This window comes from Streptomyces sp. NPDC048270 (assembly GCF_040652335.1).
Taxonomy (GTDB): domain Bacteria; phylum Actinomycetota; class Actinomycetes; order Streptomycetales; family Streptomycetaceae; genus Streptomyces.
This window is the reverse complement of the sequence record NZ_JBEZLV010000001.1, coordinates 144031-170338: the sequence shown is the minus strand read 5'-3', so window position 1 is coordinate 170338 and position 26308 is coordinate 144031. Positions and strand designations below refer to the sequence as shown.

24 protein-coding genes are annotated in these 26308 nt (G+C 73.5%); 17 read left to right on the top strand and 7 right to left on the bottom strand.

Annotated features, from left to right (window positions below):
• Positions 1-28: 28 nt before the first annotated feature.
• The 4 genes from AB0D66_RS00695 to AB0D66_RS00680 all read left to right on the top strand — a co-directional run bounded on the left by AB0D66_RS00695 (position 29) and on the right by AB0D66_RS00680 (position 4463).
• Positions 29-1063, top strand: coding sequence for an ABC transporter substrate-binding protein (locus AB0D66_RS00695; protein ID WP_362294485.1), 1035 nt, complete (start codon positions 29-31; stop codon positions 1061-1063).
• Between the two features lie 6 nt (positions 1064-1069).
• Positions 1070-1864 carry an ABC transporter ATP-binding protein gene (locus AB0D66_RS00690; RefSeq protein ID WP_362294482.1) on the top strand — a complete coding sequence of 265 codons (795 nt, stop codon included), beginning with the start codon at positions 1070-1072 and terminating at the stop codon, positions 1862-1864.
• 377 nt (positions 1865-2241) lie between these two features.
• Entirely contained in the window at positions 2242-3009 is a 768-nt protein-coding gene (locus AB0D66_RS00685) for an ABC transporter permease (RefSeq protein WP_362294935.1), read from the top strand.
• Positions 3010-3119: 110 nt separating this feature from the next.
• Positions 3120-4463, top strand: coding sequence for an LLM class flavin-dependent oxidoreductase (locus AB0D66_RS00680; protein ID WP_362294479.1), 1344 nt, complete (start codon positions 3120-3122; stop codon positions 4461-4463).
• Between the two features lie 63 nt (positions 4464-4526).
• Here AB0D66_RS00680 and AB0D66_RS00675 read toward each other — a convergent pair whose 3' ends face one another.
• Positions 4527-5447 carry an NADP-dependent oxidoreductase gene (locus AB0D66_RS00675; RefSeq protein ID WP_362294476.1) on the bottom strand — a complete coding sequence of 307 codons (921 nt, stop codon included), beginning with the start codon at positions 5445-5447 and terminating at the stop codon, positions 4527-4529.
• Between the two features lie 95 nt (positions 5448-5542).
• Complete coding sequence (locus AB0D66_RS00670; protein ID WP_362294474.1) at positions 5543-6262, bottom strand: DUF2470 domain-containing protein; 720 nt, start codon at positions 6260-6262, stop codon at positions 5543-5545.
• A 157-nt stretch (positions 6263-6419) separates the two neighbouring features.
• Here AB0D66_RS00670 and AB0D66_RS00665 point away from each other — a divergent pair, with 157 nt between their 5' ends.
• The 4 genes from AB0D66_RS00665 (at position 6420) to AB0D66_RS00650 (ending at position 9456) form a co-directional block, all read left to right on the top strand.
• Entirely contained in the window at positions 6420-6815 is a 396-nt protein-coding gene (locus AB0D66_RS00665) for a cell division protein SepF (protein ID WP_030012729.1), read from the top strand.
• 460 nt (positions 6816-7275) lie between these two features.
• Positions 7276-8412 carry an ATP-binding protein gene (locus tag AB0D66_RS00660; RefSeq protein ID WP_362294932.1) on the top strand — a complete coding sequence of 379 codons (1137 nt, stop codon included), beginning with the start codon at positions 7276-7278 and terminating at the stop codon, positions 8410-8412.
• A 93-nt stretch (positions 8413-8505) separates the two neighbouring features.
• The gene (locus tag AB0D66_RS00655) at positions 8506-8847 is read left to right on the top strand and encodes a nucleotide pyrophosphohydrolase (protein WP_362294930.1); all 342 of its coding nucleotides are present in this window, start codon (positions 8506-8508) and stop codon (positions 8845-8847) included.
• 123 nt (positions 8848-8970) lie between these two features.
• Positions 8971-9456, top strand: a complete 486-nt coding sequence (locus AB0D66_RS00650) for a DUF6099 family protein (RefSeq protein ID WP_362294470.1) — start codon at positions 8971-8973, stop codon at positions 9454-9456.
• Between the two features lie 64 nt (positions 9457-9520).
• Here AB0D66_RS00650 and AB0D66_RS00645 read toward each other — a convergent pair whose 3' ends face one another.
• Positions 9521-9763 (bottom strand): hypothetical protein, encoded by a 243-nt coding sequence (locus AB0D66_RS00645; RefSeq protein WP_362294927.1) that lies wholly within the window; start codon positions 9761-9763, stop codon positions 9521-9523.
• 219 nt (positions 9764-9982) lie between these two features.
• Between AB0D66_RS00645 and AB0D66_RS00640 the strand changes: the two genes are divergently transcribed.
• The 7 genes from AB0D66_RS00640 to argF all read left to right on the top strand — a co-directional run bounded on the left by AB0D66_RS00640 (position 9983) and on the right by argF (position 19093).
• Positions 9983-10906, top strand: coding sequence for an LLM class F420-dependent oxidoreductase (locus AB0D66_RS00640; RefSeq protein ID WP_362294467.1), 924 nt, complete (start codon positions 9983-9985; stop codon positions 10904-10906).
• A 15-nt stretch (positions 10907-10921) separates the two neighbouring features.
• On the top strand, positions 10922-11800 hold the full coding sequence (gene mmuM, locus AB0D66_RS00635) for a homocysteine S-methyltransferase (RefSeq protein ID WP_362294464.1): 879 nt from the start codon (positions 10922-10924) through the stop codon (positions 11798-11800).
• An 81-nt stretch (positions 11801-11881) separates the two neighbouring features.
• Positions 11882-13384, top strand: a complete 1503-nt coding sequence (locus AB0D66_RS00630; protein ID WP_362294461.1) for a 3' terminal RNA ribose 2'-O-methyltransferase Hen1 — start codon at positions 11882-11884, stop codon at positions 13382-13384.
• On the top strand, positions 13381-16023 hold the full coding sequence (locus tag AB0D66_RS00625) for a polynucleotide kinase-phosphatase (protein WP_362294458.1): 2643 nt from the start codon (positions 13381-13383) through the stop codon (positions 16021-16023). The genes AB0D66_RS00630 and AB0D66_RS00625 overlap by 4 nt, the downstream gene beginning before the upstream one ends.
• 162 nt (positions 16024-16185) lie before the next feature.
• Entirely contained in the window at positions 16186-16698 is a 513-nt protein-coding gene (locus AB0D66_RS00620; RefSeq protein WP_362294455.1) for a hypothetical protein, read from the top strand.
• A 46-nt stretch (positions 16699-16744) separates the two neighbouring features.
• Positions 16745-17971, top strand: coding sequence for an arginine deiminase (locus AB0D66_RS00615; RefSeq protein WP_362294452.1), 1227 nt, complete (start codon positions 16745-16747; stop codon positions 17969-17971).
• A gap of 111 nt (positions 17972-18082) precedes the next feature.
• Positions 18083-19093: an ornithine carbamoyltransferase gene (argF, locus tag AB0D66_RS00610; protein WP_362294449.1), complete on the top strand. Its 1011-nt coding sequence runs from the start codon at positions 18083-18085 to the stop codon at positions 19091-19093.
• Here the strand turns inward: argF and AB0D66_RS00605 are convergent, their stop codons facing one another.
• On the bottom strand, positions 19094-19516 hold the full coding sequence (locus tag AB0D66_RS00605) for an ATP-binding protein (RefSeq protein ID WP_362294446.1): 423 nt from the start codon (positions 19514-19516) through the stop codon (positions 19094-19096).
• 270 nt (positions 19517-19786) lie between these two features.
• Here AB0D66_RS00605 and AB0D66_RS00600 point away from each other — a divergent pair, with 270 nt between their 5' ends.
• Both AB0D66_RS00600 and AB0D66_RS00595 read left to right on the top strand, forming a co-directional pair.
• Positions 19787-20614: an enoyl-CoA hydratase family protein gene (locus tag AB0D66_RS00600; RefSeq protein WP_362294442.1), complete on the top strand. Its 828-nt coding sequence runs from the start codon at positions 19787-19789 to the stop codon at positions 20612-20614.
• Positions 20615-20618: 4 nt separating this feature from the next.
• A complete protein-coding gene (locus AB0D66_RS00595; protein ID WP_362294439.1) occupies positions 20619-22868 on the top strand; it encodes a bifunctional salicylyl-CoA 5-hydroxylase/oxidoreductase in 2250 nt (749 codons plus the stop codon).
• A 16-nt stretch (positions 22869-22884) separates the two neighbouring features.
• On the opposite strand, the gene AB0D66_RS00590 is transcribed toward AB0D66_RS00595, so the two are convergent.
• The 3 genes from AB0D66_RS00590 to AB0D66_RS00580 all read right to left on the bottom strand — a co-directional run bounded on the left by AB0D66_RS00590 (position 22885) and on the right by AB0D66_RS00580 (position 26298).
• A complete protein-coding gene (locus tag AB0D66_RS00590) occupies positions 22885-23724 on the bottom strand; it encodes a GNAT family N-acetyltransferase (RefSeq protein WP_362294436.1) in 840 nt (279 codons plus the stop codon).
• 128 nt (positions 23725-23852) lie between these two features.
• Positions 23853-24662, bottom strand: coding sequence for a PaaX family transcriptional regulator C-terminal domain-containing protein (locus tag AB0D66_RS00585; RefSeq protein ID WP_362294433.1), 810 nt, complete (start codon positions 24660-24662; stop codon positions 23853-23855).
• Between the two features lie 4 nt (positions 24663-24666).
• Positions 24667-26298 carry an AMP-binding protein gene (locus tag AB0D66_RS00580; protein WP_362294429.1) on the bottom strand — a complete coding sequence of 544 codons (1632 nt, stop codon included), beginning with the start codon at positions 26296-26298 and terminating at the stop codon, positions 24667-24669.
• Positions 26299-26308: the final 10 nt, after the last annotated feature.

The window sequence follows — 26308 nt, the reverse complement described above, 5'->3', positions numbered from 1 at the left end:
ACAACCTCCGCACCGACAAGGACCCGCCATGCCCGCAGCCCTCACCTCGACCACCACCTCCCGGCGCCAGTTCCTCACCCTGCTCGGCATCTCGGCGGCCGCGGTGAGCTGCGGTACGGCCACCGCCAACGGCGGCGGATCCGGCAAGCAGATCAAGACCCTGAAGTACCAGGGAGCGGTCGGCGCGGTCACCCTCCCCGAACTCGCACTGGACCTCGGCTACTTGGACGACGTCAAGCTCGAATGGGTCGGCAACACCATCAGCGGGCCGCAGGACATCCAGTCCGCCGCGACCGGCCAGACCCACTTCGGCAGCGCCTTCAACGGCGCGGTCATCAAACTCGCCGCCGGAAACGCCCCGATCAAGGCCGTCATCTCCTCCTACGGATCCGACCAGCACTCCTACGCCGGCTACTTCGTCCTGGAGGACAGCCCGATCCGGTCCGCCCGCGACCTGATCGGAAAGAAGGTCGGCATGAACACCCTAGGCGCCCACTACCAGGCGCTGCTCGACACCTACCTCAGCCGCAACGGCCTCTCCAAGGCGGACGCGGCCAAGGTGGAGGCCCTGGTCATCCCGCCGGTCAACACCGAACAGGCGCTGCGCGCCCGGCAGATCGAGGTGGGGGTGCTCACCGGCATCCTGCGCGACAAGGCCGTGGCCTCCGGCGGCATCCGCCCGCTGTTCACCGACGTGGAACTGCTCGGCCCGTTCAGCGCGGGCACCTACATCATGACCGAGCGCTTCATCAAGCAGAACCCGGACACCGTACGGACCTTCGTGACGGGCGTGGCCAAGGCCATCGAGTGGTCCCGCACCACCCCGCGCGAGGAGGCCGTCGCCCGGATGACCGAGATCGTCAAGAAGCGCGGCCGCAACGAGGACACCACCGCCCTGCAGTACTGGCGCTCCTTCGGGATCGCCGAGACGGGCGGCCGGATACCCGACGCGGAGTTCCAGCTCTGGCTCGACTGGCTCGGCGAGCGCGGCGAGATCAAGCAGGGGCAGTTCAAGCCGTCCGACCTCTACACCAACGAGTTCAACGGCTACGGGAAGGGCTGACCCGACATGACGAAGATCGTGTTCGAGGGAGTGCGCAAGACCTTCGGGGACTTCACCGCCCTCGACGGCATCGACCTGGAGATCCGCAGCGGGGAGTTCCTCGTGGTCGTCGGCCCCAGCGGCTGCGGCAAGTCCACCCTCCTCGACCTGCTCGGCGGACTGTCGGCGCCGACGGGCGGGCGGATCCTGCTCGACGGCAGGGAGGTCACCGGACCCGGCCTGGACCGGGGGATCGTCTTCCAGCAGTACGCGCTGCTGCCGTGGCGCACCGCCCAGGGCAACGTCGAGTTCGGCCTGGAAGCCACGGGCGTGCCGCGGCGCCGGCGGGCCGCCCGGGCCAAGGAGTTCCTGGACCTGGTCGGACTGACCGGCTTCGAGGACCGCCACCCGCACCAGCTCTCCGGCGGCATGCGCCAGCGCGTCGCCATCGCCCGCGCGCTGGCGTACGACCCGGACGTGCTGCTGATGGACGAGCCGTTCGCCGCGCTCGACGCGCAGACCCGCGAGTCCCTCCAGGACGAGCTGCGCCGCATCTGGCAGAGCACCGGCAAGACCGTCGTCTTCATCACGCACGGCATCGAGGAGGCCGTGTACCTCGGGCAGCGGGTGGCGGTCATGACCTCCCGCCCCGGCCGGGTCAAGGAGGTCGTCCCCGTCTCCTTCGGCGACCGCGACGGCCTGCTGGGAGAAGCCCTGCGGTCCAGCCCGGAGTTCGCCCGCTACCGGCACGAGATCTGGAACCTCCTCCACGACGAGGTGGCCCGCGCCCAGCAACTGGAGAAGGAGGCGGCAGCCGTATGACCACCGGAACCGACACCACGGCCCTGGCGGCCGCGGGCCTCACGGCCCCGGACGCCCCCACGCAGACGCCCCGGGCGACCGGGGCGACCGGGACCCCGGCCCGCAGGACCCCGCCGCAGGCGGGCTCCGACCCGGCCGGGACCGACCCGGCCCGCACCCCGGCAGGCGAGGCCCCGGCGCCGGCCGGGACGGACCCGGCTCGAACCCCGGCAGGCGAGGCCCCGGCTCCGGCCCCGGCCCCGGCGCCGGCCGGGACCGACCCGGCCCGCACCCCGGCAGGCGAGGCCCCGGCTCCGGCCTCAGCCCACGACTCGGAGCAGGCCGGGCCCGGTTCCGCGGGCAAGGCGCCGGCCGGCGCCCGTACGAGGACCGCCGCACTGGCCGTCGTACGCGTCCTGAAGGCCGTCGCCGTTCGGACCGCCGCGATCCTCGCCCTGGTCGCCCTCTGGGAGACCGCCCCGCGCGCCGGCCTGGTCGACGCCACGTTCCTGCCGCCCCTCAGCGAGGTGGCCGTGGCCTGGTGGGGGCTGGCCGGAGACGGGCAGCTCGCCGACCACACCCAGGCCAGCCTGATCCGCTCCTTCGGCGGCTTCGGCATCGCCGTGGCCGTCGCCGTCCCGCTCGGCCTGCTCATCGGCTGGTACCGGCCCCTCGCCGACTTCCTCGGGCCGCTGCTGGAGGTCTTCCGCAACACCGCGGCCCTCGCGCTGCTGCCGGTCTTCGTCCTGCTCCTCGGGATTGGCGAGACCTCGAAGGTGTCGATCGTCGTCTACGCCTGCCTCTGGCCCGTCCTGCTCAACACCATCAGCGCCGTCCGCAACGCCGACCCCACCCTGATCCGGCTCGCCCGGTCGATGGACCTGTCCACGCCCCGGCTGTTCCAGAAGGTGATCCTCCCGGCCTCCGTACCGGCGATCTTCACCGGGATCCGGCTCGCCGGTGCCGTCTCCATCCTCGTCCTCGTGGCCGCCGAGATGATCGGCGCGAAAGCGGGACTCGGCTACCTGATCAACGCCTCGCAGTTCAACTTCGCGATCCCGCAGATGTACGCGGGCATCATCACGATCTCCGCGATCGGCGTCGCCTTCAACCAGCTGCTGGTGACCGTCGAACGCCGCCTGAGCCTCTGGCGCGTACCCGCCTGAGGCCTGAGGCCTGAGGCCTGAGGCCTGAGGCCTGACGCCCGACGACCGGCGCCCGACCCGATCACACCCCCGCGGGGCCGCCCGCCCCGCCACAGAACCCGGGAACAGCCATGACCGCACCCCGCACGCTTCACCTCAACGCGTTCCTGATGAACGCCGGCCACCACGACGCCGCCTGGCGCCACCCGGACAGCGCCCCCGAACGCGTCACCGACCTGAAGTACTTCCAGGAGCTGGCCCGCACCGCGGAGCGCGGCCGGCTCGACTCGATCTTCTTCGCCGACGGGGTCGCCCTGTGGGGCAGGGCGCGCTACAACGCCGTCGGCGGATTCGAACCGCTCACCCTGCTCTCGGCGATCGCGGCCGTCACCGAGCACATCGGGCTCATCGCCACCGTCTCCACCACCTTCAACGAGCCCTACAACCTGGCCCGGAAGTTCGCCTCCCTCGACCACATCAGCGGCGGCCGGGCGGGCTGGAACATCGTCACCTCCGGCAGCGCCGACGAGGCCCGCAACTTCAACCGCGACGAGCACCTGGAGCACGGCCTGCGCTACGAGCGCGCACGCGAGTTCCTCGAGGTCGCCACCAAGCTCTGGGACAGCTGGGAGGACGACGCGATCGTCCTCGACAAGGAGCGCGGCATCTACGCCGACACCGACAAGCTCCACCCCGCCGCCCACCGCGGCGAGCACTTCGCCGTGGCCGGCCCGCTCAACGTGCCGCGCTCCCCGCAGGGCCACCCGCTCCTGGTGCAGGCCGGCTCCTCCGAGGACGGCAAGGAGTTCGCCGCCCGGTATGCCGAGGCGGTGTTCACCGCGCAGCAGACCCTCGCCGACGGCCAGACCTTCTACAAGGACCTCAAATCGCGCCTGGCGAAGTACGGCCGGGCCGAGGGCGACCTGCTCGTCCTGCCGGGCATCGCCCCCGTCATCGGCTCCACGGAGGCCGAGGCCAAGGCCTTGGAGCAGCAGCTCACCGACCTCCAGGTGCCGGAGTACGGGCTCGCGCAGCTCTCCTCGATGCTCGGCGTCGACCTCACCGGCCGGCCCCTCGACGGAACCCTGCCCGACCTCCCGGAGGAGCGGGACATCAACGGCAACAAGAGCCGCTTCACCCTCGTGTCCGAACTCGCGCGCCGTGACGGCCTCACCCTGCGCGAGCTGATCGCCCGCCTCGGCGCGGGCCGCGGCCACCGGGTCTTCGCCGGCACTCCCGAGCAGATCGCCGACCAGCTGGAGGAGTGGTTCACCCGCGGAGCCGCCGACGGCTTCAACATCATGGCGCCCGTCCTGCCCACCGGCCTGACCGACTTCGTCGACCAGGTCGTGCCGATCCTCCAGCGGCGCGGGCTCTTCCGGACGGAGTACACCGGCCGGACCCTGCGCGAGAACTACGGCCTGCCGCGCCCCGCCAACCGCTACGCGAGCGCGAGCGTTGCGGCGGGGATCTGACCGGTGGGGGCTTGACGGGCGGGGGCGGTCCCAGGGGGCCGCCCCCGCACCGTTCTCAGACGCTCACACCGTCAGCACGATCTTGCCCCGGGTCCGGCCCGAGGCGCTCAGCTCCCAGGCCTTGGCGGCCTCGGCGAGCGGGAGCGCGTGCTCGACGTTGACCGTCAGCCGGCCGCTGTCCGCGAGCACGGCCAGGAAGGTCAGATCGGCGGTGTCGGGCCGTACCCACAGCTGGTGCGCGCCCTTGGCCGCCGCCTCGTAGTCGGCGATGGACACCACCCGGTCGCGCTCCTTGACCAGCGACTGCAGCACCTCGACGGCGCCGTCGCCGTGGAAGTCGAGGCCCGCGTCGATGCCTTCGGGCGCCAGCTCGCGGATGCGGTCGGCCAGCCCGTCCCCGTACAGGACCGGCTCGGCGCCGAGGGAGCGCAGGTAGTCGTGGTTGTGGGCGCCGGCCGTACCGATCACGCGCAGGCCGAGGGCGACCGCGATCTGCACGCCCAGGGAGCCGGTGCCCCCGGCAGCGGAGTGGATGACGACGGTCTCGCCGGCCTGGACGTCCACGCGCCGGAGCGACTGGTAGGCGGTGAGCCCGGCCAGCGGGATGCCGGCGGCCTGCTCGAACGTGAGCTCGCGGGGCTTGGGGGCGAGGGTCCGGACGGGGGCGGTGACCAGTTCGGCGTACGTGCCGAGTTCGGTCCACTCCTTGCGGACGTATCCGTAGACCTCGTCGCCGACGGCGTAGTCGAAGGTGTCCGGGCCGACCGCCTCGACGACTCCGGCGACGTCCCAGCCGGGTATGACGGGGAAGCGGACTTCGAGGATCGGGTCGAGGTATCCGGCGGCGAGCTTCCAGTCCACCGGGTTGACCCCGGCGGCCTTCACGCGGACGAGGACCTCGCCCGGTCCGACCTTGGGATCCGGTGCGTCAACGAGGGTGAGATCGGCGGCGGTTCCGTATGCGCTGTAGCTGATGGCCTTCATGATCACCGCCAACCGGGTGCAGCTGCCCGCTATTCCCGGCGGCCGGCCCGCCGCGGCCCGCCCGTCGCTTTCCGGCCAGGGTCAGATGATCAGGGTCAGGCGGGCAGGGTGTTGCGGTGCGAGCGCCGCCGGGCCGCGCTGAACAGGGCCTGGATCTGGGCGCCCGACTGCTCCACGTCGTCGAGCGGCGAGGGGAAGGGCAGCCGTACGTCGCGGTGGCCGCTGCGCTCCTCGAGCCGCAGAGTGATCCCGTACCGGTCCATGGCGACGGGCAGCGCGCGGAGCACCGAGGCGGTGGGCAGCGGCTGGACCAGGCGCAGCAGCAGGGTGACGAGATCCGGGTGCTCGTCGAGGAGGTGCGTGAGCATGCCGGCCTCGTACGGGGCCAGCGGGTCGGGGCGGGCCGCGTCCAGCTCCTCGAGGCCGATGCACGAGAGGCCGTCCGCCGTCTCCAGGACGGCCTGTCCGAACTCCATGCAGGTGCTCTCGTGCCCGAGGTCGGTGCTGTCGCCGGCGTACGGGGTGAGCAGGCGGCCCACGATGGTCACCCGGGCCCGTACCCGGTCGCGCACCGGGGTCGGGGCGATGTCGGTGAACTCCAGCCGGATCGCGGCCCGGTGCTCGGCCTCCCCGCCCGGTTCGGCGGGGTGCAGGTGCAGGCGGCCCATCGGGTCGCCGCCGTCGAGATGGCGGACTTCGGAGCGCAGGCCGTCGGTGACCGCGGTCATGGAGTGGGCGGCGGCCAGGATCGACCGCACCCGCTCGGCGTCGGTGGGCCGGGCGGGTGCGGGGGCAGGGGCACCGGACATGCGCATCTGGATCTCTCCATCATCCCGAGAACTTAGGTATGCCTAACCTAACCTATTCCGCGCGTCGGGAGTAGCCGGTCTGGTTCGTGTCGGTGTTGGGCTGAACGGGTGAAACGCGAGAGGATGGGGGGATGCACATGAAGCGCGTGGCCGAGGCGGCCCGGTGAGCAGGTACGACGTCACCGACGAACAGTGGGAGGGGCTCGCGCAGGTGGTCCCCCTGCGCAGCCGCAACGAGTGGCCCTCGCGGGTGGACCACCGCACCATCCCCACGGCGCCCGGGGCGTCGGCGGCGGAGCAGCGGCGCTTCGTGGTGATCCGGGTTCAGATCTTCGCGGACGCGCGGGAGGTGGCGGAGTACCTGATCGCGCAGATCCCGGTGCTGCTGGACCTGACCGGGGCCGACAGCGAAGTGGCCAAGCGGATCCTGGACTTCAGCAGCGGTGTGGTCTTCGGGCTGGGCAGCGGGATGCACCGGGTCGACCGGAACGTCTTCCTGCTGGCGCCGGTGGGGACCGAGGTCGAGGGGATCGCGGCGGCGGCCGTCCCCCGATCGTAGGAAGGTGGCCGCGAGGTAACGGTTCGCCGGGCCCCTGCGGGTCCCGGCGGCCCGTACCGTCCGCCGCATGGACGCCACCCTCCCCACCCCCGCCACCCTCCCCACCCCCCTCCTGGCCGGCCCTGCCGAAACCGGCCCCGCGGCCGCCGTTCCGCGCGCCGCCGAGCTGCCTGCCCCGATCGACGCCGGCCTCCCCGCCCGCCGGCCCGCCGGTCCGTCCACCGTCCCGCTCGCCGCTGGGCTGCCCGCCCCCCGTTCCGGGCTGGTTGACGCCGAACCTTCGGCGGCGCTTCCCGCCGCCCGCTCCGCGGCCGACGACGCCGGGCCGCGCTCGGCCCGGCCTGCGCCCGTCGGGCTCGCCGACCCGGTCGGCGGCGGGCTCGGCGCCCCCGCCGGGCGGGCCGTGGCCGTCGACGGCGGGGATTGCGCCGGTGCGTTAGCCGGCGGCGGGCGGGCGGGTGTGCCCGCGCAGGGTGGGCGGCTGCAGCGGCCCGGGGTCACCGAGCTGCGGCTGTCCGCGTTCGGGCCGCACCGCGGTGCCGCCTTCGCCCTCGGGCCCGTCACCCTCCTCGGCGGAGCGAGCGGCAGCGGCAAGTCCCAGGCGCTGGCCGCCTACGAGGCCCTCGCCGCGCTCGGCTCCGGAGCCACCCTCGAGGAGGCCTTCCCCGACGCCGCCGACCGCATCCCCGACCTGGCCGTCCCCGACGCCGACGGGCGGCGCGGCTTCCGCATCGGCTGCACGGTCGACGGCCCCGCCGGACCGGTCCGGCTCGACCTCGCCGTCCAGGCCGAGCCCACCCTGCGCATCGTCGGCGAACGGCTCTCGCAGCCGGGGCAGATCCTGCTCGCGACTGCCCTGCGCGACCCGGGGCGGCGCTCGGTGCAAGGCGCCTGGCTCACCGGCGGAGCCATCGGCGTCACCCGGGCCCCGCTGCCGGACGACCGGCTCGGCACGGCCCTGCTCCCGCTCCGCGTGGCCGGAGCCACGGCCGGCCAGCGTCAGGTCCTGGCCGCCGCCGAGCAGGTCGTGGTGGCGCTGCGCTCGGTGTTCCCCTGCGACCCCCGGCCCGGCCGGATGCGCGCGCCCGTTCCGCCGGGGGAGGGCCGGCTGCTCGGCGACTGCGCCAACCTGGCCGACGTCCTGCGCCGGACCCGCCACGAATGCGGCACCCGCTACGCGCTGTTGGCCGCGGCCGCCCGCACCGGCTGCGCGGGACCGGTGGCCGGCCTGGACGTACGGGCCCCCGCCGACGGCCCCGTCACGGCGGTACTGGACCGCGGCCCCGGCAGGCCCGCCACCGAACTGGCCCGGCTCGGCGCGGGCGAACTGCGCTTCCTCGCCCTGGCGCTGGTCCTGCTCACCGGCCCGGGGGTGCTCGCCATGGACCCGGCCGCCGAACTGCTCGCCGCACAGCAGGCGCTGACGGTCCTGGCCGACGGCTTCGACCGAGGCCTGGACCGCCGGCAGAGCGCCGAGCTGCTGCGCCTGGCCCTGATGTCGTGCGGACGCGGGCACGTCCGGCTGGTGGCGGCGGTGGGGGAGGAGACGGCGGCCGCCGCCCGGCTGCTGGCGGGGGTCACGGTGGTAGACCTGTGATCCATGAGCGACGCCGAGGACATGAACGACATGAGTGACACCAGTGCCGGGAACGGCGCGAGCGACCCCGGCCGCGCGCCCCGCGACGCGCGGCTGGACCTGCTGCAGCGCAGGCTGGCCGACTTCGCCGCGGCGCGCGGCTGGGAGCCGTACCACACGCCCAAGAACCTGGCGGTGGCACTGAGCGTGGAGGCGGCCGAACTGGTCGAGATCTTCCAGTGGCTGACGCCGGAACAGTCGGCGAGGGTCATGGAGAAGCCGGAGACCGCCCACCGAGTGGCCGATGAGGTGGCCGACGTACTCGCGTATCTCCTGCAGTTCTGTGAGGTTCTCGGGGTGGATGTGCTCGATGCGCTCGCGGCGAAGATCGAGAGGAACGAGCTCCGCTTCCCCGTGCCGGGCGAGCCGACCCCGGATCGTCACTCTTCGGAGTGATGGACTCCCGCACAATCACGATTGTGTCCACATTTTCCGAATACCCCTGGCTTTACTGACTCATTGCCCTCACTCTGGGTAGTGGTGAGATAGGCGGGATGTCGTGCGGACGGGGGACGGCATATGGATGCGGTACGGCTCATCGCGGCCGGCCGGCACGCGCTGGCACAGAGCGGGGCTGCGTGGGACATCGTGGGCGAGGCCTGGCAGGCCCAGGCGCTCGCGCAGGGCGTAGGGAGCTATCTGGCGGTCACCGGGCCGCCGGAGATGAGAGCGGAGGCACGGGGACTGGGGGAAGCGGGAGGCAGAGGCTGCGGGGTGATCGACCGGGCGGCCCTGCGCGGAGAGGGCAGCGCGCCCGAATACCCGGCCCGAGCAGCTCAGTTGACGGCGGTGTCGGATGTCCGGCAGGTACTGCTCGGACTCCAGGCGCTGCTGGGCGAAGTGGGCATAGCCCTGGTCGGGGTGGCCTGCGGGACGGACGACGAGACCCTCTACTGGCAGTGCATAGAGTCGATCGACGCCGCTGACGAGTCGAGCGACCGGGTCCGGGCGATCCTGCGCCGAATGACGGTGCGCGAGCGGGGGTCCGCCTCGGGGGTTGCCTGAGGCGCCGGCCGGGGGTCGCCCGAGGTGTCAACGGGTCCCGCCGCGCGCGACGGGACCCGCACGGTCACAGCGGCCGGTAGGGCGGGCGCTCGCCCTCGGGGGCGGATGTGCCCGGGGCGCGGTCGGTGGAGGACTGGAGGTCGGCGTCGAGCTGCGACAGGTCGGCGTTCAGCGCCGCCATCAGCTCTTCCATCTGCTGCAGCAGGCCCTTCGGCGCGCCGCCCGCGGCGGGACCGGCGGACTCCTGGAGTGCTTCCTCGTGTGCTGCCTGTCCGGTCTGCCCGGTCTGTCGGTGGGTCTCCGGCACGACCTCGTGGGACATGGCGGCCTCCTCGGCCCTGGCCCTTCCGGGGCGGAAGGGCGCGGTGGACGCACCGGCGATGCGGCCGCCGGCGCGCGGGCCGGGCGGTCCGGCTCCGTCCGAGCCAACGATCCCTTTCCGGGGTGGTCACTGGCGGCGTCCGGGGTGGACCGTCCGGTTGACGCAGATTCACCCGGCAGGGGTGGGACGGGCAGGATGGGGGGCATGGATCTTCGCATTTTCACCGAACCCCAGCAGGGCGCGAGCTACGAGACCCTCCTGACCGTCGCCAAGGCCACCGAGGACCTGGGCTTCGATGCGTTCTTCCGGTCCGACCACTATCTGAAGATGGGCACGGCCGACGGCCTGCCCGGACCCACCGACGCGTGGATCACCCTCGCGGGGCTGGCCCGCGAGACCCGGCGGATCCGGCTGGGCACCCTGATGACGGCCGGCACCTTCCGGCTGCCCGGCGTGCTCGCCATCCAGGTCGCCCAGGTCGACCAGATGTCCGGCGGCCGCATCGAACTCGGCCTGGGCGCGGGCTGGTTCGAGGAGGAGCACAAGGCGTACGGAATCCCCTTCCCGGCCGAGCGGATGGGCCGGCTGGAGGAGCAGCTGGCCATCATCACCGGGCTGTGGGCCACCGGGACCGGCGCCACCTTCGACTACGCGGGCAGCCACTACCAGGTGGAGAACTCGCCCGCCCTGCCCAAGCCCGCCCAGGCCAAGGTGCCCGTGCTGATCGGCGGACACGGCGCGCGGCGCACCCCGCGCCTCGCCGCCCGGTACGCCGACGAGTTCAACATGCCCTTCGCCTCCCTCGCCGACAGCGAGCGGCAGTTCGGGCGGGTCCGGGCGGCCGCCGAGGAGGCGGGGCGCAAGGCCGGGGACCTCGTCTACTCCAACGCCCTCGTGGTCTGCGTCGGCAAGGACGACGCCGAGGTCGCCCGCCGGGCCGCCGCCATCGGCCGCGACGTGGACGAGCTCAAGGCCAACGGCCTGGCCGGCTCCCCGGCCGAGGTCGTGGAGAAGATCGGGACCTACGGCGCCATCGGCTCCTCCCGCGTCTACCTCCAGCTGCTCGACCTCGACGACCTGGACCACCTGGAGCTGATCGCGGGCCAGGTCCTCAGCCAGCTCGGCTGACCGGGAGGCAACGAGATGCCACGCGCGTCCGGCCCGCTCGCCGAGGCCCTGGCCCGGCGGACCGTGCTCCTGGACGGCGGACTGAGCAACCAGCTCGCCGCCCAGGGCTGCGACCTGTCCGGCGGCCTGTGGACGGGCCGGGTGCTCGCCGAACGGCCCGACCAGGTGGAGGCCGCCCACGCGGCGTACGCACGGGCCGGCGCCGAAGTGCTGATCACCGCGAGCTACCAGATCGGCCCGGGCCACCCCCGGGCCGCCGACCTGCTGCACCGCAGCGTCGCCCTCGCCGCCCGCGCCGCCGAGGCCGCCGACCACGAGGTGTGGGTGGCCGCCTCCGTGGGCCCGTACGGCGCCGTGCTCGCGGACGGCTCCGAGTACCGCGGCCGCTACGGCCTGAGCGTGCGCGAACTCGCCGCCTTCCACCGGCCCCGCGTCGAGGCCCTGCTCGCCGCGGGCCCCGACGTCCTCGCCCTGGAGACCGTCCCCGACCCCGACGAGGCCCAGGCCCTGCTCACCGTCCTCGGGGAAACGGGCGCCTCCGCCTGGCTGAGCTACACCGTCGCCGACGGCCGTACCCGCTCCGGCGCGCCCCTCTCCGAGGCCTTCGCCCTCGCGGCGGCGTCCCCGCAGGTCATCGCGGTCGGCGTCAACTGCTGCGACCCCGCGGAGGTCCTGCCCGCCCTCGAAGCGGCCGCGGCCGCCACCCGCACACCGCTGCTGGCCTACCCCAACGACGGCTCCGTCTGGGAAGCCGCCACCGCCACCTGGCACGCCCCCGGGACCGAGCCGGCCTGGCCCACCGCCGCCTGGCGCCACGCGGGCGCCCGCCTGATCGGCGGCTGCTGCCGCATCGGCCCCGCCCGGATCGCGGCGCTGGCCGCGGACACGAGGTGACCGGGCCCCCGTCGGAACGGCGGCGCCGGCCCCCGAAAAACGGGAGGCAGCCGGGGCGGTTGACCAGCAACAATCGGTGGTGTGTTCCTGACGATCTCCACCACCGGCTCCCCTGAACGACCCGCTACCGACCTGGGCTACCTGCTGCACAAGCATCCCGGGAAGACGCAGGCGTTCTCCACCGCCCACGGCACCGCCCACGTGTTCTACCCCGAGGCCACCGCGCAGCGGTGCACGGCGGCGCTGATGCTGGAGGTGGATCCCGTCGCGCTCGTGCGGCGCGGCCAGGGGAAGGGGCGGGGCGGAGCACCCGACGCGGCGCTCGCGCAGTACGTCAACGACCGCCCGTACGCGGCGTCCTCGCTGCTCGCCGTCGCGCTCAGCGGGGTGTTCCGCAGCGCCCTGAAGGGGCAGTGCACCGCCCGCCCCGAGCTCGCGGAGCAGGTGCGGCCGCTGCGCGTGGAGATCCCGGTGCTGCCCGCACGCGGCGGGGCCGAGCTCGTGCACCGGCTGTTCGACCCGCTCGGCTGGGATCTCGTACGGGCCGAGCCCGTGCCGCTCGACGAGCGGTTCCCCGAGTGGGGCGACTCGCGGTACGTACGGCTCGTCCTGGAGGGCGGGCTGCGGCTCGCCGACGCCCTGCGCCAGCTCTACGTCCTGCTGCCCGTGCTCGACGACGCCAAGCACTACTGGGTCGCCCCCGACGAGGTCGACAAGCTGCTCCGCGCCGGAGACGGCTGGCTGGCCGCGCACCCGGAGAACGGCCTGATCAGCTCCCGCTACCTCGCCCGCCACAAGCGGCTGACCCAGGACGCCCTCGAGCGCCTGGAGCTGGTCCGCCTCGCCGAGGCCGACGGCAGCGAGGTCGAGGAGCTCGACAACGCCGTCGACGAGTCGAGCGATACGCAGGAGCGGCCGGTACCGCTCGCCGTGCAGCGCAGGGACGCGATCCTCGCCGCGCTGCGCGGCGCGGGCGCCCAGCGGGTGCTGGACCTCGGCTGCGGCCAGGGGCAGCTGGTCCAAGCGCTACTCAAGGACCCGGCGTACACCGAGGTCGTCGGCATGGACGTGTCCGTGCGGGCCCTGAACCTCGCGGCCAAGCGGCTGCGGCTGGAGCGGATGGGCGAGCGGCAGAGCGCGCGGGTCCGGCTGCTCCAGGGCTCGCTCGCCTACACCGACAAGCGGCTGGCCGGCTACGACGCCGCGGTGCTCAGCGAGGTCATCGAGCACCTGGACCCGGAGCGGCTGCCCGCGCTGGAGTACGCGGTGTTCGGCTCCGCGCGTCCCCGCACGGTCCTCGTGACCACGCCGAACGTCGAGTACAACGTCCGCTGGGAGTCCCTGCCCGCCGGGCAGGTCCGGCACGGGGACCACCGGTTCGAGTGGACCCGCGAGGAGTTCCGCGCCTGGGCGGCCGCCGTCGCCGAACGGCACGGGTACGGCGTGGAGTTCGTTCCCGTCGGGGACGACGACCCCGAGGTGGGCCCGCCGACCCAGATGGCCGTCTTCACCCAGACCGACACCGACACCGACATCAGCACCACCGGTACCACCGACACCCCGAAGGAGGGCGAGGCAGCATGACCACCGCAGGCACCGCAGGGGCCGAGTCCACCGAGACCACCGGGACCACCGAGTCCACCGGGACCACGGAGTCCACCGAGGCCACCGGGACCACCGGCCCCCACCCGACCCGCGTCCTCCCCGTCACCGACCTCTCCCTCGTCGTCCTGGTCGGAGCCACCGGATCGGGCAAGTCCACCTTCGCCCGCAAGCACTTCAAGCCGACCGAGGTCCTCTCCTCGGACTACTGCCGCGGGCTCGTCGCCGACGACGAGAACGACCAGAGCGCCAGCAAGGCCGCCTTCGAAGTCCTGCACTACATCGCGGGCAAGCGCCTGGAGGCCGGCCGTCTCACCGTCGTCGACGCGACCAGCGTGCAGGCGGAGGCCCGCAGGCAGCTCGTCGAACTCGCCCGCCGCCACGACGTCCTGCCCATCGCCATCGTCCTCGACCTGCCGGAAGAGGTGTGCGCCGAGCGCAACGCCGCCCGCCCCGACCGGGCCGGGCTGCCGCGCGCGGTCATCCAGCGCCACCGCCGCGACCTGCGGCGCTCGCTGCGCGGACTGGAGCGCGAGGGCTTCCGCAAGGTGCACGTACTGCGTTCCGTCGACGAGGTGGAGTCCGCCGAGGTCGTCCTGGAGAAGCGCTACAACGACCTCACCCACCTCACCGGCCCCTTCGACATCATCGGCGACATCCACGGCTGCTCCTCCGAGCTGGAGACCCTGCTCGCCAAGCTCGGGTACCAGGACGGGGTCCACCCCGAGGGCCGCACCGCCGTCTTCGTCGGCGACCTCGTCGACCGCGGTCCGGACAGTCCCGGCGTGCTGCGCCGCGTCATGGGCATGGTCGGGTCCGGCAGCGCCCTGTGCGTGCCGGGCAACCACGAGAACAAGCTCGGCCGCCACCTCAAGGGCTCCAAGGTCCAGCGGACCCACGGCCTGGCCGAGACCATCGAGCAGCTGGAGGGGGAGCCGGAGGAGTTCGTCCGGGAGGTACGGGAGTTCATCCGCGGGCTCGTCAGCCACTACGTGCTCGACGGCGGCAGGCTGGTGGTCTGCCACGCCGGGCTGCCCGAGAAGTACCACGGCCGCACCTCCGGCCGGGTCCGCTCGCACGCCCTGTACGGGGAGACCACCGGCGAGACCGACGAGTTCGGCCTGCCCGTGCGCTACCCGTGGGCCGAGGACTACCGGGGCAAGGCCGCCGTGGTCTACGGGCACACCCCGGTCCCGAACACGGCCTGGATCAACAACACCATCTGCCTCGACACCGGGGCCGTGTTCGGCGGGAGGATGACCGCCCTGCGCTGGCCCGAGCGCGAACTGGTCGACGTACCGGCCGAGAAGGTCTGGTACGAGCCGGTCAAGCCGCTCGCCGCCGAGGCGCCGGGCGGACACGACGGCCGACCGCTCGACCTCGCCGACGTGCACGGGCGCCGGATCGTGGAGACCCGGCACCTGGGCAACGTCACCGTCCGCGAGGAGAACGCGGCGGCGGCCCTGGAGGTCATGAGCCGCTTCGCCGTGGACCCCCGGCTGGTCCCGTACCTGCCGCCGACCATGGCGCCCACGGCCACCTCGCGGGAGGAGGGCTACCTGGAGCACCCGGCCGAGGCCTTCGCGCAGTACCGCAAGGACGGCATCGCCCAGGTGGTGTGCGAGGAGAAGCACATGGGCTCCCGCGCCACCGTCCTGCTCTGCAAGGACGCCGACGCGGCCCGCGAGCGCTTCGGCGTCGACGGCCCGACCGGCTCCGTCCACACCCGCACCGGCCGGCCGTTCTTCAAGGAGCCCGAGGTCACCGAGGAGGTCCTCGCCCGGCTCCGCACGGCCGTCACCGACGCCGGCCTGTGGGAGGAACTGGCCACCGACTGGCTGCTGGTGGACGGCGAACTGCTGCCCTGGTCCCTGAAGTCCGGCGGCCTGCTGCGCAACCAGTACGCCGCCGTGGGCGCCGCCTCGGGGGCCGTCTTCCCGGACGCCATCGCCGCCCTGGAGGCGGCCGCCGCCCGGGGCGTCGACACCGGTGAGCTGCTGGAGCGCCAGCGCGGCCGGGCCGCGGACGCGGCCGCCTTCACCGAGGCGTACCGGCGCTACTGCTGGACCACCGACGGACTGGACGGCGTGCGGTTCGCGCCGTTCCAGCTGCTGGCGGCGGCCGGCCGGTCGCTGGCCGCCGTGCCCCACGACGAGCAGCTGTTCTGGCTGGACCGGCTGGTCGCCGCCGACGAGGCGGCGGGCACCGGGCTGCTGCGCCGCACCGGCCGGATCCTGGTGGACACGGCGGACGAGGACTCCGTACGGGCGGGCACCGACTGGTGGCTGGAGCTGACGGCCGCGGGCGGCGAGGGCATGGTCGTCAAGCCGCTCCAGGCGTACGCCCGGGACGGCAAGGGCCGCCTGGTGCAGCCCGGCGTCAAGGTCCGCGGGCGCGAGTACCTGCGGATCATCTACGGTCCGGAGTACACCCGCCCGGACCACCTGGAGCGGCTGCGCGAGCGCTTCCTCGGCCACAAGCGGTCGCTGGCCCTGCGCGAGTACGCGCTCGGGCTGGAGGCGCTGGACCGGCTGGCGGCGGACGAACCGCTGTGGCGGGTCCACGAGGCCGTCTTCGCGGTGCTCGCCCTGGAGTCGGAGCCGGTCGACCCGCGTCTGTGACGCCGTCCGCCTCGCACGGGCGCGTAAAGCCGAGGCCCCCGTACGGCCGCGAATTAGGTCGTATGGGGGAACTTTCGCGGAGAACGCCGGGAAAACCACCGGCGGGATCGTTCATCCAGGGCAGCGGACTGTCCGCGACCCTGGAAGGACGGAACATCACCTATGAAGATGACCGCGCGCGGAAGCTTTGCGGCGCTCTTGACCTGTATGGCGGCGGCCGGCGCGGCCACCCCGGCCGTGGCCTCGTCGGTCCCGGTCGGAGTCCCGCTGGAGGCCGTGGAGACCACGCTGGGCGTGGACACCCCCCGCGTGGCCACCGGGGTGCCGGTGCCCGTCGTCGGAGCGCCCGAGGCGCCCCGCTTCCACCGGGGGGACATGCTCCCGACCCCGCTGCTCCCCGCGGTGCCGATCGCCACCGAACTCGGCAACACCCTCATCACCTCTCCGGTGCCGAACCTGCTGGGCGAGCCGGAGACGGACGGCGAGGGCTCCCTCGACGCCCCGGCCACCACGCTGCGCGCCCGGACCCCCGGCGCGATCCTCGGCTCCCCGCTGACGATGCCGGACGGCTCCAACTCCGGTCTGCCGAACCTGACCGCGCCCAAGCTGGGAGTGGTCGCCCCGGAACTCGTGGGCGCCCCGCAGGCACTTCTCGGCCTGGGAACCCCTCGCTGAGCGGACGCCGCCTCAAAAGGCCGTCCGGTCTGGGAACGTGTACGGCATGGGATTCCATGTCGACTCCGAGACCGGGCGGCTCCGCCGCGTCATCCTCCACCGGCCCGACCTGGAGCTGAAGCGGCTCACACCGAGCAACAAGGACGCGCTCCTCTTCGACGACGTGCTGTGGGTGCGCCGGGCCCGCCAGGAGCACGACGGCTTCGCGGACGTGCTGCGCGACCGGGGCGTGGCGGTCCACCTCTTCGGCGACCTGCTGTGCGAGGCGCTGGACATCCCGGAGGCCAGACACCTCGTCCTGGACCGGGTGTTCGACGAGAAGGAGTACGGGCCGCTCGCCACCGACCACCTGCGGGCGGTCTTCGACGCGCTGGGCTCGGCGGACCTGGCCGAGGCCCTGGTCGGCGGGATGACCAAGCGGGAGTTCCTGGAGCGGCACGCCGAGCCGGTGTCGGTGCGCTTCCACGCCATGGAACTGGACGACTTCCTGCTGGGGCCGCTGCCCAACCACCTGTTCACCCGGGACACCTCCGCATGGATCTACGACGGGGTGTCCATCAACGCGATGCGCTGGCCGGCGCGGCAGCGCGAGACCGTGCACTTCGAGGCGATCTACCGGCACCACCCGCTCTTCACCTCCTCGGGCGCCTTCCACTACTGGTCGCAGGGGCAGGCCGACTACCCGTCGACGATCGAGGGCGGTGACGTCCTGGTCATCGGGAACGGCGCGGTGCTCATCGGGATGAGCGAGCGGACCACCCCGCAGGCGGTGGAGATGCTGGCGCGGGGCCTGTTCGCGGCCGGGTCGGCGACCAGCATCGTGGCCCTGGACATGCCGAAGCGGCGGGCCTTCATGCACCTGGACACGGTGATGACGATGGTCGACGGAGATACGTTCACTCAGTACGCGGGCCTCGGCATGCTCCGCTCCTACACGATCGAGCCGGGTGCCGAGCCGCAGGAGCTGAAGGTGACCGACCACGCGCCGGAGCACATGCACCGGGCCATCGCCGCCGCCCTCGGCCTGGACTCGATCCGCGTGCTCACCGCGACGCAGGACGTGCACTCGGCGGAGCGCGAGCAGTGGGACGACGGGTGCAACGTCCTGGCCGTCGAGCCGGGGGTGGTGGTCGCCTACGAGCGGAACGTGACCACCAACACGCACCTGCGCAAGGAGGGCATCGAGGTCATCGAGATCCCGGGCAGCGAGCTGGGCCGGGGGCGGGGCGGTCCGCGCTGCATGAGCTGCCCGGTGGAGCGCGACGGCGTCTGACGGGGAGGCGGGGGACGGGTGGGCCAGGCCACCCCCCTGGGGCTGTATATCAATACAGGGGATCGTATAGACTTCCAATATCCCCTGTCACCGTGACGCTGGAGCGACCCCATGGCCACCGACCTCGCCGGCCGCAGTTTTCTCAAGGAGCTCGACTTCACCGCCGCCGAGTTCCGCGGCCTCGTCGAGCTCGCCGCCGAACTCAAGGCCGCCAAGAAGGCCGGCGCCGAGCGGCCGCTGCTCCAGGGCCGCAACATCGCGCTGATCTTCGAGAAGACCTCGACGCGCACCCGCTGCGCCTTCGAGGTCGCCGCCGCCGACCAGGGTGCCCGTACGACCTACCTGGACCCCTCCGGCTCGCAGATGGGCCACAAGGAGTCCGTCAAGGACACCGCGCGGGTGCTGGGCCGCATGTTCGACGGGATCGAGTACCGGGGCGACAGCCAGGACACGGTCGAGGCGCTCGCGGCCCACGCCGGGGTCCCCGTCTTCAACGGCCTCACCGACGACTGGCACCCCACCCAGATGCTGGCCGACGTCCTGACCATGACCGAGCACAGCAGCAAGCCGCTGGAGCGGATCTCCTTCGCCTACCTCGGCGACGCCCGCTTCAACATGGGCAACTCCTACCTCGTCACCGGCGCGCTGCTGGGCATGGACGTACGGATCACCGCGCCGAAGGCCTACTGGCCGGCCGAGTCCGTGGTGGCCGCGGCGCATGAGCTCGCGGCGGCCAGCGGCGCCCGGATCACCCTGACCGAGGAGGTCGCCGAGGGCGTGGCCCAGGCCGACTTCGTCGTCACGGACATCTGGGTGTCCATGGGCGAGCCCGAGGAGGTCTGGGACGAGCGGATCGCGGCGCTGTCCCCGTACGCGGTGACCATGGACGTGCTGCGGGCCACCGGCAATCCGGACGTGAAGTTCATGCACTGCCTGCCGGCCTTCCACGACCTGGGGACCAAGGTGGCGCGGGAGATCCACGAGCGGCACGGGCTGGAATCGCTGGAGGTGACGGACGAGGTGTTCGAGTCCGCGCACTCCGTGGTCTTCGACGAGGCCGAGAACCGGCTGCACACCATCAAGGCCGTGCTCGTCGCGACGCTCGCGAAGCCGGGCGCATAGTCATACGTGCCGCGGCCTGCGCGCCGGCAGGGTGAACCACACCGCCTTGCCGTACGGGGTGGACCGGTGGCCGCAGGCCGAGCTCAGGGTGCGGATCAGCAGCAGCCCGCGGCCGTGCTCCTGCCAGGGGTCGGGGTGGGTGTCGTCCGACGGCGCCGTCAGATCGCCGGGGGGCTGCGGGTCGCCGTCGTGGACCTCCACCTGGCAGCCGCTCTCCAGCAGCTCCACGACCAGCTCGATCGGCATGCCGGGGCGGGTGTGCTCGACGGCGTTGGCGACCAGTTCCGCGGTCAGCAGCTCCGCGGTGTCGCTGTCCGCGGGCGCGTCGACCTCCGCCAGCGCGGTGCGGACGAGGGCGCGGGCGAGGGGGACGGCGGCCGTCGTGTGGGGCAGGGAGATCCGCCAGGCGGAGGCGTCGGGCACGGCATGTCCCTCCGTTCCGTGGGGCGCAGGGGGGCGGCAGGGGGTCGGCAGGAGGCGGGGCAGCGGGAGATCCTGGTTTCAACCATACGAACCCGAAATCCGGACCTGTAGGGCACCCCGTCCGAAAGGCAAGGGACCGCCGTACCGGGGCGCACGGACCTTCGGCACGTGTGGCGGGAGGGGCCCCCACCCACCCGTCGTGCGGACCGTCCCGGAGATCGTGTCGCGTTTCTGTGACGGCAGTCACGACGAAGTGATAACGTCGGTCGTGTGAGCCCCTTCACCGGTTCCACAGAAGCGACCGAACGGTGGCGCCACCTGCGGGTGACCCGGCAGGACGGCGTGGCCACCGTCACCTTCGACCGCCCCGAGAAACTCAACGCCCTGACCTTCGGCGCCTACGCCGACCTGCGCGACCTGCTCGCCGAACTGTCCCGCGAACGGTCCGTACGCGCCCTCGTGCTCGGCGGCGAGGGGCGCGGCTTCTGCTCCGGCGGCGACGTGGACGAGATCATCGGCGCCACCCTCGCCATGGACACCGCCCAGCTCCTCGACTTCAACCGGATGACCGGCCAGGTCGTGCGCGCCCTGCGCGAATGCCCCTTCCCCGTGATCGCCGCCGTGCACGGGGTGGCCGCCGGAGCCGGCGCCGTCCTCGCGCTCGCCGCCGACTTCCGGATCGCCGACCCCAGCGCCCGCTTCGCGTTCCTCTTCACCCGCGTCGGCCTCTCCGGCGGCGACATGGGAGCCGCCTACCTGCTGCCCCGCGTCGTCGGCCTCGGCCACGCCACCCGCCTGCTCATGCTCGGAGAGCCCGTACGGGCCCCCGAGGCCGAGCGGATCGGCCTGCTCAGCGAGCTCACCGAGGAGGGCAAGGCCCACGTACGGGCCGCCGAACTCGCCGCGCACCTCGCCGCCGGGCCCGCCCTCGCCTACGCGCAGACCAAAGCGCTGCTGACCGCCGAGCTCGACATGCCGCTCGCCGCGTCCGTGGAGCTGGACGCCAGCACCCAGGCCCTCCTCATGACCGGCCAGGACTACGCCGAGTTCCACGCGGCCTTCACCGAGAAGCGCCCGCCGGAGTGGAAGGGCAGGTAGCCACATGTCCGCGGACGCCATGCGGGTGGCCGTCGTCGGCGGGGGACCGGGCGGGCTGTACGCCGCCGCGCTCCTGGCCCGCCAGGGCCACTCCGTCGAGGTCTGGGAACGGAACGCGCCCGACGACACCTTCGGCTTCGGCGTGGTCCTCTCCGACGAGACCCTCGGCGGGATCGAACAGGCCGACTCCGCGGTGTACGCGGCCCTGAGCGCGGAGTTCGTGCGCTGGGACGACGTGGACGTCGTGCACCGCGGACGGCTGCTGACCTCCGGCGGCCACGGTTTCGCCGCCCTCGGGCGGCGCCGGCTGCTGGAGATCCTCCACGAGCGCTGCACCGGCCTCGGCGTCGGGCTCCGCTTCCGGACCGGTGCCCCCGACGCCTTCGCCCTGGCCGCCTCCCACGACCTGGTGGTCGCGGCGGACGGCGTGCACAGCGCGACCCGGCAGGCCGGAGCCGGACACTTCGCGCCGACCGTGACCGGCGGGCTGTGCCGCTACGTCTGGCTCGCCGCCGACTTCGCCTTCGACGCCTTCCGGTTCGAGATCGCCGAGACCGAACACGGCGTCATGCAGCTGCACGCCTACCCCTACGCGGCCGATGCCTCCACCGTCATCGTCGAGATGCGCGAGGACGTGTGGCGGGCGGCGGGCTTCGACCTGTGCGACGAGGACGAGTCCGCGGCCCGCTGCGCCAAGATCTTCGGCGAGGCCCTGCGCGGACGGCCGCTGCACGGCAACCGCTCCACCTGGACGCAGTTCCGCACCGTCGTCAACGAGCGCTGGTCCCACGGCAACGTGGTCCTGCTCGGCGACGCCGCCCACACCGCCCACTTCTCCATCGGATCCGGCACCAAGCTGGCCGTGGAGGACGCCCTCGCCCTCGCCGAGGCGGTCCGCGTCGAGCCGGACGTACCGGCCGCGCTCGCCGCCTACGAGACGGCCCGGCGGCCCGCCGTCGCCAGCACCCAGCGGGCCGCGGCCGCCAGCATGCGCTGGTTCGAGGAGATCGCCGGATACACCGGCCAGCCCGCCCGGCAGTTCGCCTTCAACCTGCTCACGCGCAGCCGCCGGGTCACCCACGACAACCTGCGCCTGCGCGACGAACGGTTCACCCGGTCCGTGGAACGGGACTTCGGCTGCCCGGACGGACAGACCCCGCCCATGTTCACCCCCTTCACCCTGCGCGGACTGACCCTGCGCAACCGCGTCGTCGTCTCACCCATGGACATGTACTCCGCCCGGGACGGCATGCCCGGCGACTTCCACCTGGTGCACCTCGGGGCCCGGGCGCTCGGCGGCGCCGGCCTCGTCATGACGGAGATGGTGTGCGTCAGCGCCGAGGGCCGGATCACCCCCGGCTGCACCGGCCTCTACACCCGGGAACAGGCCGCCGCCTGGCAGCGGATCACCGACTTCGTCCACACCTCGGCCCCCGGCACCGCACTCGGCGTCCAGCTCGGCCACTCGGGCCGCAAGGGCTCCACCCGCCTGATGTGGGAGGGCATGGACGACCCCCTTCCGGAGGGCAACTGGCCCCTGGTGGCCGCCTCCGCACTGCCCTACCGGCCGGGCGTCTCCGCGGTCCCGCGCGCCCTGACCCGCGAGGACATGGCCGCAATCCGGGCCGAGTTCGCGGCCGCCGCGGCCCGCGCCGCCGACTGCGGCTTCGACCTGCTGGAACTGCACTGCGCCCACGGATACCTGCTCTCCGGGTTCCTCTCCCCGCTGACCAACCAGCGCACCGACACCTACGGCGGCACCCTGGAGAACCGGCTGCGCTTCCCGCTGGAGGTCTTCGACGCGGTCCGCGCCGCATGGCCCGAGGACCGGCCGATGACGGTCCGCCTCTCGGCCACCGACTGGGCACCCGGAGGAACCTCGCCCGAGGAGGCGGTCCGGATCGCGGCCGCGTTCGCCGCCCGCGGCGCGGACGCCATCGACGTCTCGACCGGCCAGGTCGTCGCGGACGAGACCCCGGAGTACGGGCGCTCGTACCAGACCCCCTACGCCGACCGGATCCGCAACGCGCTGGGAATCCCCGTCATCGCCGTCGGCGCCATCTCCTCCTGGGACGACGTGAACTCCCTGCTGCTGGCCGGGCGCGCGGATCTGTGCGCCGTCGGCCGCCCCCACCTCTACGACCCCCACTGGACCCTGCACGCCGCCGCCGACCAGTCCTACGAGGGCCCGGCCGCGCCCTGGCCGCTGCCCTACCGGGCCGGCAGCCGCACACCGCCGACGGGCCGCGGCTGAGGCACGCGCACCGCCCTCAGGCCGGGACCACCTCGGCGCGGTCCTCGACCGGGGCGTAACCCAGGCGCAGGTAGATGCCGTTGCTCGTCGGGTTGGCCAGGTCCGTGAAGAGCAGCACCTCCGAGGCACCCGCCGCGTACGCCGCTTCGCTCGCCGCGTGCGTGACCCCGGCGGCATAGCCGCGGCCGCGCAGCTGCGGCGGGGTGTAGACCGGGCCGACGCGGCACGCCGAACCGATGGGGCGGGAGAAGGAAGCCAGCGAGACGGGGGCTCCGCCGTGCTCCCACAGCAGGAAGCCGCCGTAGGAGATCCGGTCGCGCAGCGCGGCCTCGGAGGCGGGCGCCGGCTGCCCCAGCTCCTCGTCGAAGGCCGCGATCCACTCCCGCAGGAGCGGCAGGTCCTCGCCGGTGGCCCGCCGGGGCCGCCCGGCGGGCGCGGGGTCCGGGGCGACCAGGGCGCCCAGCCGGTAGAGCCGGGTCTCCTCGGCCACGCGGGTGGGCCGGCCCCAGGCCTGGGCCAGGGTTTCGGCGTCCGGGCGGCGGGCGTTGAAGCCGTGCAGTCCGGCGAGCAGCGGCTCGGCGGCGAGCGCGTCCGCCAGCGCCCGGACGGCCTCCGCGGGCACCGCCCCGAGCTGGAGCGGATAGGGCGGGGTGCACAGCAGCCCGGCGGACACGATCCCGTCCGGGCCGGTCCACCAGCCGAAGACGGGGTCGGCCGGACCGAAGGCATGGGGGCCGCGCCGCTCCAGCGCGTCCGCCACGGTCAGCAGGAGGGTGTTGGACACGGGCTGCGCGGCCACGGCCGGGCCCGCCGCGGCCAGATAGGAGGCGAGGTCTGAGGTGAAGGTCCAAGTCATGGCACATCCTGGCGCGGCCCCGGGCCGCCGCGCACCCGCATTTCGCGCGGGTCTGCCGGGCCGCGGGTCCGGGGCTCAGGCCGCCCGGCCCGGCGGTGCGTGCGGGCCGGATGCCGCCGGCCGGCCGGCTACGGCTGCGCGAACCGCGCGCCCGCGTCCCGCAGCCGGGTGTGGAGCTCGGCGAACACGGCCGCCGCGCGGTCGCCCGGCCAGTCCGCCGGGAGCAGTTCGCGCGGCAAGCCCGGGTCGGCGTACGGCAGGCGGCGCCAGCTGTCCAGGGCGAGCAGATAGCCGCGGTAGGCCTCCTCCGGAGTGGGGCCGGGGCCCGACTGGAGGGCGCGCAGGGCAGGTTCGTGCAGGTCGAGGAACTCCTCGTGCTGCTTGGCCAGGGCCGTCAGGTCCCACCAGCGGGCCACGGCCTCGGCGGTCGGGGCGAAACCGAGGTGGGAGCCCCGGAAGAGCTCCACGTACGGGGTCAGGTGCAGCCGCTCCAGCGTGTGCTCGGTCTCCCCGTACAGCCGGGCCGGGGCGATCCACACCCCCGGCGCCACCGAGCCGAAGCCGAGCCGGGCCAGCCGGGAGCGCAGCAGGTGCCGCTTCTGCCGCTCCTGCTCCGGGACGGAGAACACCGCCACCAGCCACTCGCCGGACCCGCCCGCCCCGTCGGCGGCGCTCCCGTAGATCCGCCGGTCGCCGTCGTCCAGCAGCTGCCGCGCCTCCGCGGAGAGCTCGTACGCCGCCGCACCGTCCGCCGCCCGCGCGGGCAGCAGGAAGCCGCGCCGCTTCAGCCGGGACACCGACGAGCGCACGGACGGGGCGTCCATGCCGGCCGCGCCCAGCAGGCGCACCAGAGCGGACACCGGGACCGGGCCCTCGAAGGCCCGCCCGTAGGCGCCGTAGAACGTGACGATCAAAGACCGCGGACTGTGCTCAACCACGGCTTCACTCTAGATCCCGCAGCCTGAACCGTTGCAGCTTCCCGGTGGCGGTCCGGGGCAGGGCGGGCAGGAAGACGAAGGAGCGCGGGCATTTGTGGGGGGCGAGCTCCGTCCGCATGAAGGTGCGCAGGTCCTCCTCCGTGAGGACCACGCCTTCCCGCGTGACGGTGTACGCCACGACCACCTGCCCGCGTCGCTCGTCCGGGCGGCCCACCACCGCGGCCTCCACCACGTCCGGGTGGCGCAGCAGGGCCTCCTCCACCTCCGGGCCCGCGATGTTGTACCCCGCCGAGATGATCATGTCGTCGGCGCGGGCGACGTAGCGGAAGTAGCCCTCCGGATCGCGTACGTAGGTGTCACCGGTCAGGTTCCAGCCGTCCCGTACGTACTCCCCCTGCCGCGGATCGGCCAAGTAGCGGCAGCCGACCGGGCCGCGCACGGCCAGCAGGCCCGGCTCGTTGTCGGCGACCGGGCGGCCGGAGGGGTCCACCACCCGGGCCTGCCAGCCCGGGACCACCCGGCCCGTGGTGCCGGGCCGGATGTCCCCGTCGGCGGCGGAGATGAAGATGTGCAGCAGCTCCGTGGCCCCGATGCCGTTGATGATCCGCAGGCCGGTGCGCTCGTACCAGGCCCGCCAGGTCGCGGCGGGCAGGTTCTCCCCGGCCGAGACGCAGCGGCGCAGCGCGGAGAGGTCGTACATGCCCACGTCGTACGGGCCCAGCGCGTCCAGCATCGTCCGGTAGGCCGTGGGCGCCGTGAACAGCACCGTCACCCGGTGCTCGGCCAGCGCGGGCAGCAGGTGGCGCGGCGCCGCCTCCTCCAGCAGCAGCGCGGACGCCCCGGCCCGCAGCGGGAAGACGACCAGCCCGCCCAGACCGAAGGTGAACCCGAGGGGCGGGCTGCCCGCGAACACGTCGTCGGGGCGGGGGCGCAGCACGGTGCGGGAGAAGGTGTCGGCGATGGACAGCAGGTCCCGGTGGAAATGCATGCACCCTTTGGGCCGTCCGGTGGTCCCGGAGGTGAAGGCGATCAGGGCCACGTCGTCGGAGGAGGTGGCGACGGCGGGGAACGGCCGGTCCGCGTGCCCCTCGGCGAGGTGCAGCAGGTCGTCCGGGGACTCGCCCCCGTACGCGGTGATCCGCAGCCCCGGCACCTCGGCCTTGACCAGGTCGTCCAGGACGCCCACGTGGCACAGGGCGTGCCGCACCCGGGCCATCGCGCACACCGTGGCGAGCTCCTGGGCGCGCTGCTGCGGCAGCACGGTGACCGCCACCGCGCCCGCCTTGACCACCGCGAGCCAGCAGGCGGCGAGCCAGGGGCCGGTGGGCCCGCGCAGCAGCACCCGGTTTCCGGGGACGACGCCGAGGTCGGCGGTGAGCACGTGGGCGAGGCGGTCCACCCGCTCGCGCAGCCCGCCGTACGTCCACACCTCGCCCGAGGCGCTGCGGAAGGCCGGCCGGGCGGCCCCCGCGGGACCGAACCGGGCGATGGTGGCGTCGAGCAGCTCGGCCGCGCAGTTCAGGCGGTCCGGATAGGCCAGTTCGGGCAGTTCGAAGAGGAGCTCCGGCCAGGTGTCCGGGGGTGGCAGGTGATCGCGCGCAAAGGTGTCGGCGTGAGCGGAAGGCTTGAGATCCAAGGCGGGTTCG

Bases quoted from the DNA above. Each gene is read 5' to 3' on its own strand.
- AB0D66_RS00695 (WP_362294485.1), top strand. From the start codon at position 29: ATGCCCGCAGCCCTCACCTCGACCACCACCTCCCGGCGCCAGTTCCTC.
- AB0D66_RS00690 (WP_362294482.1), top strand. From the start codon at position 1,070: ATGACGAAGATCGTGTTCGAGGGAGTGCGCAAGACCTTCGGGGACTTC.
- AB0D66_RS00680 (WP_362294479.1), top strand. From the start codon at position 3,120: ATGACCGCACCCCGCACGCTTCACCTCAACGCGTTCCTGATGAACGCC.
- AB0D66_RS00675 (WP_362294476.1), bottom strand. From the start codon at position 5,447: ATGAAGGCCATCAGCTACAGCGCATACGGAACCGCCGCCGATCTCACC.
- AB0D66_RS00670 (WP_362294474.1), bottom strand. From the start codon at position 6,262: ATGCGCATGTCCGGTGCCCCTGCCCCCGCACCCGCCCGGCCCACCGAC.
- AB0D66_RS00650 (WP_362294470.1), top strand. From the start codon at position 8,971: ATGGATGCGGTACGGCTCATCGCGGCCGGCCGGCACGCGCTGGCACAG.
- AB0D66_RS00640 (WP_362294467.1), top strand. From the start codon at position 9,983: ATGGATCTTCGCATTTTCACCGAACCCCAGCAGGGCGCGAGCTACGAG.
- mmuM (WP_362294464.1), top strand. From the start codon at position 10,922: ATGCCACGCGCGTCCGGCCCGCTCGCCGAGGCCCTGGCCCGGCGGACC.
- AB0D66_RS00625 (WP_362294458.1), top strand. From the start codon at position 13,381: ATGACCACCGCAGGCACCGCAGGGGCCGAGTCCACCGAGACCACCGGG.
- AB0D66_RS00620 (WP_362294455.1), top strand. From the start codon at position 16,186: ATGAAGATGACCGCGCGCGGAAGCTTTGCGGCGCTCTTGACCTGTATG.
- AB0D66_RS00615 (WP_362294452.1), top strand. From the start codon at position 16,745: ATGGGATTCCATGTCGACTCCGAGACCGGGCGGCTCCGCCGCGTCATC.
- argF (WP_362294449.1), top strand. From the start codon at position 18,083: ATGGCCACCGACCTCGCCGGCCGCAGTTTTCTCAAGGAGCTCGACTTC.
- AB0D66_RS00595 (WP_362294439.1), top strand. From the start codon at position 20,619: ATGTCCGCGGACGCCATGCGGGTGGCCGTCGTCGGCGGGGGACCGGGC.
- AB0D66_RS00590 (WP_362294436.1), bottom strand. From the start codon at position 23,724: ATGACTTGGACCTTCACCTCAGACCTCGCCTCCTATCTGGCCGCGGCG.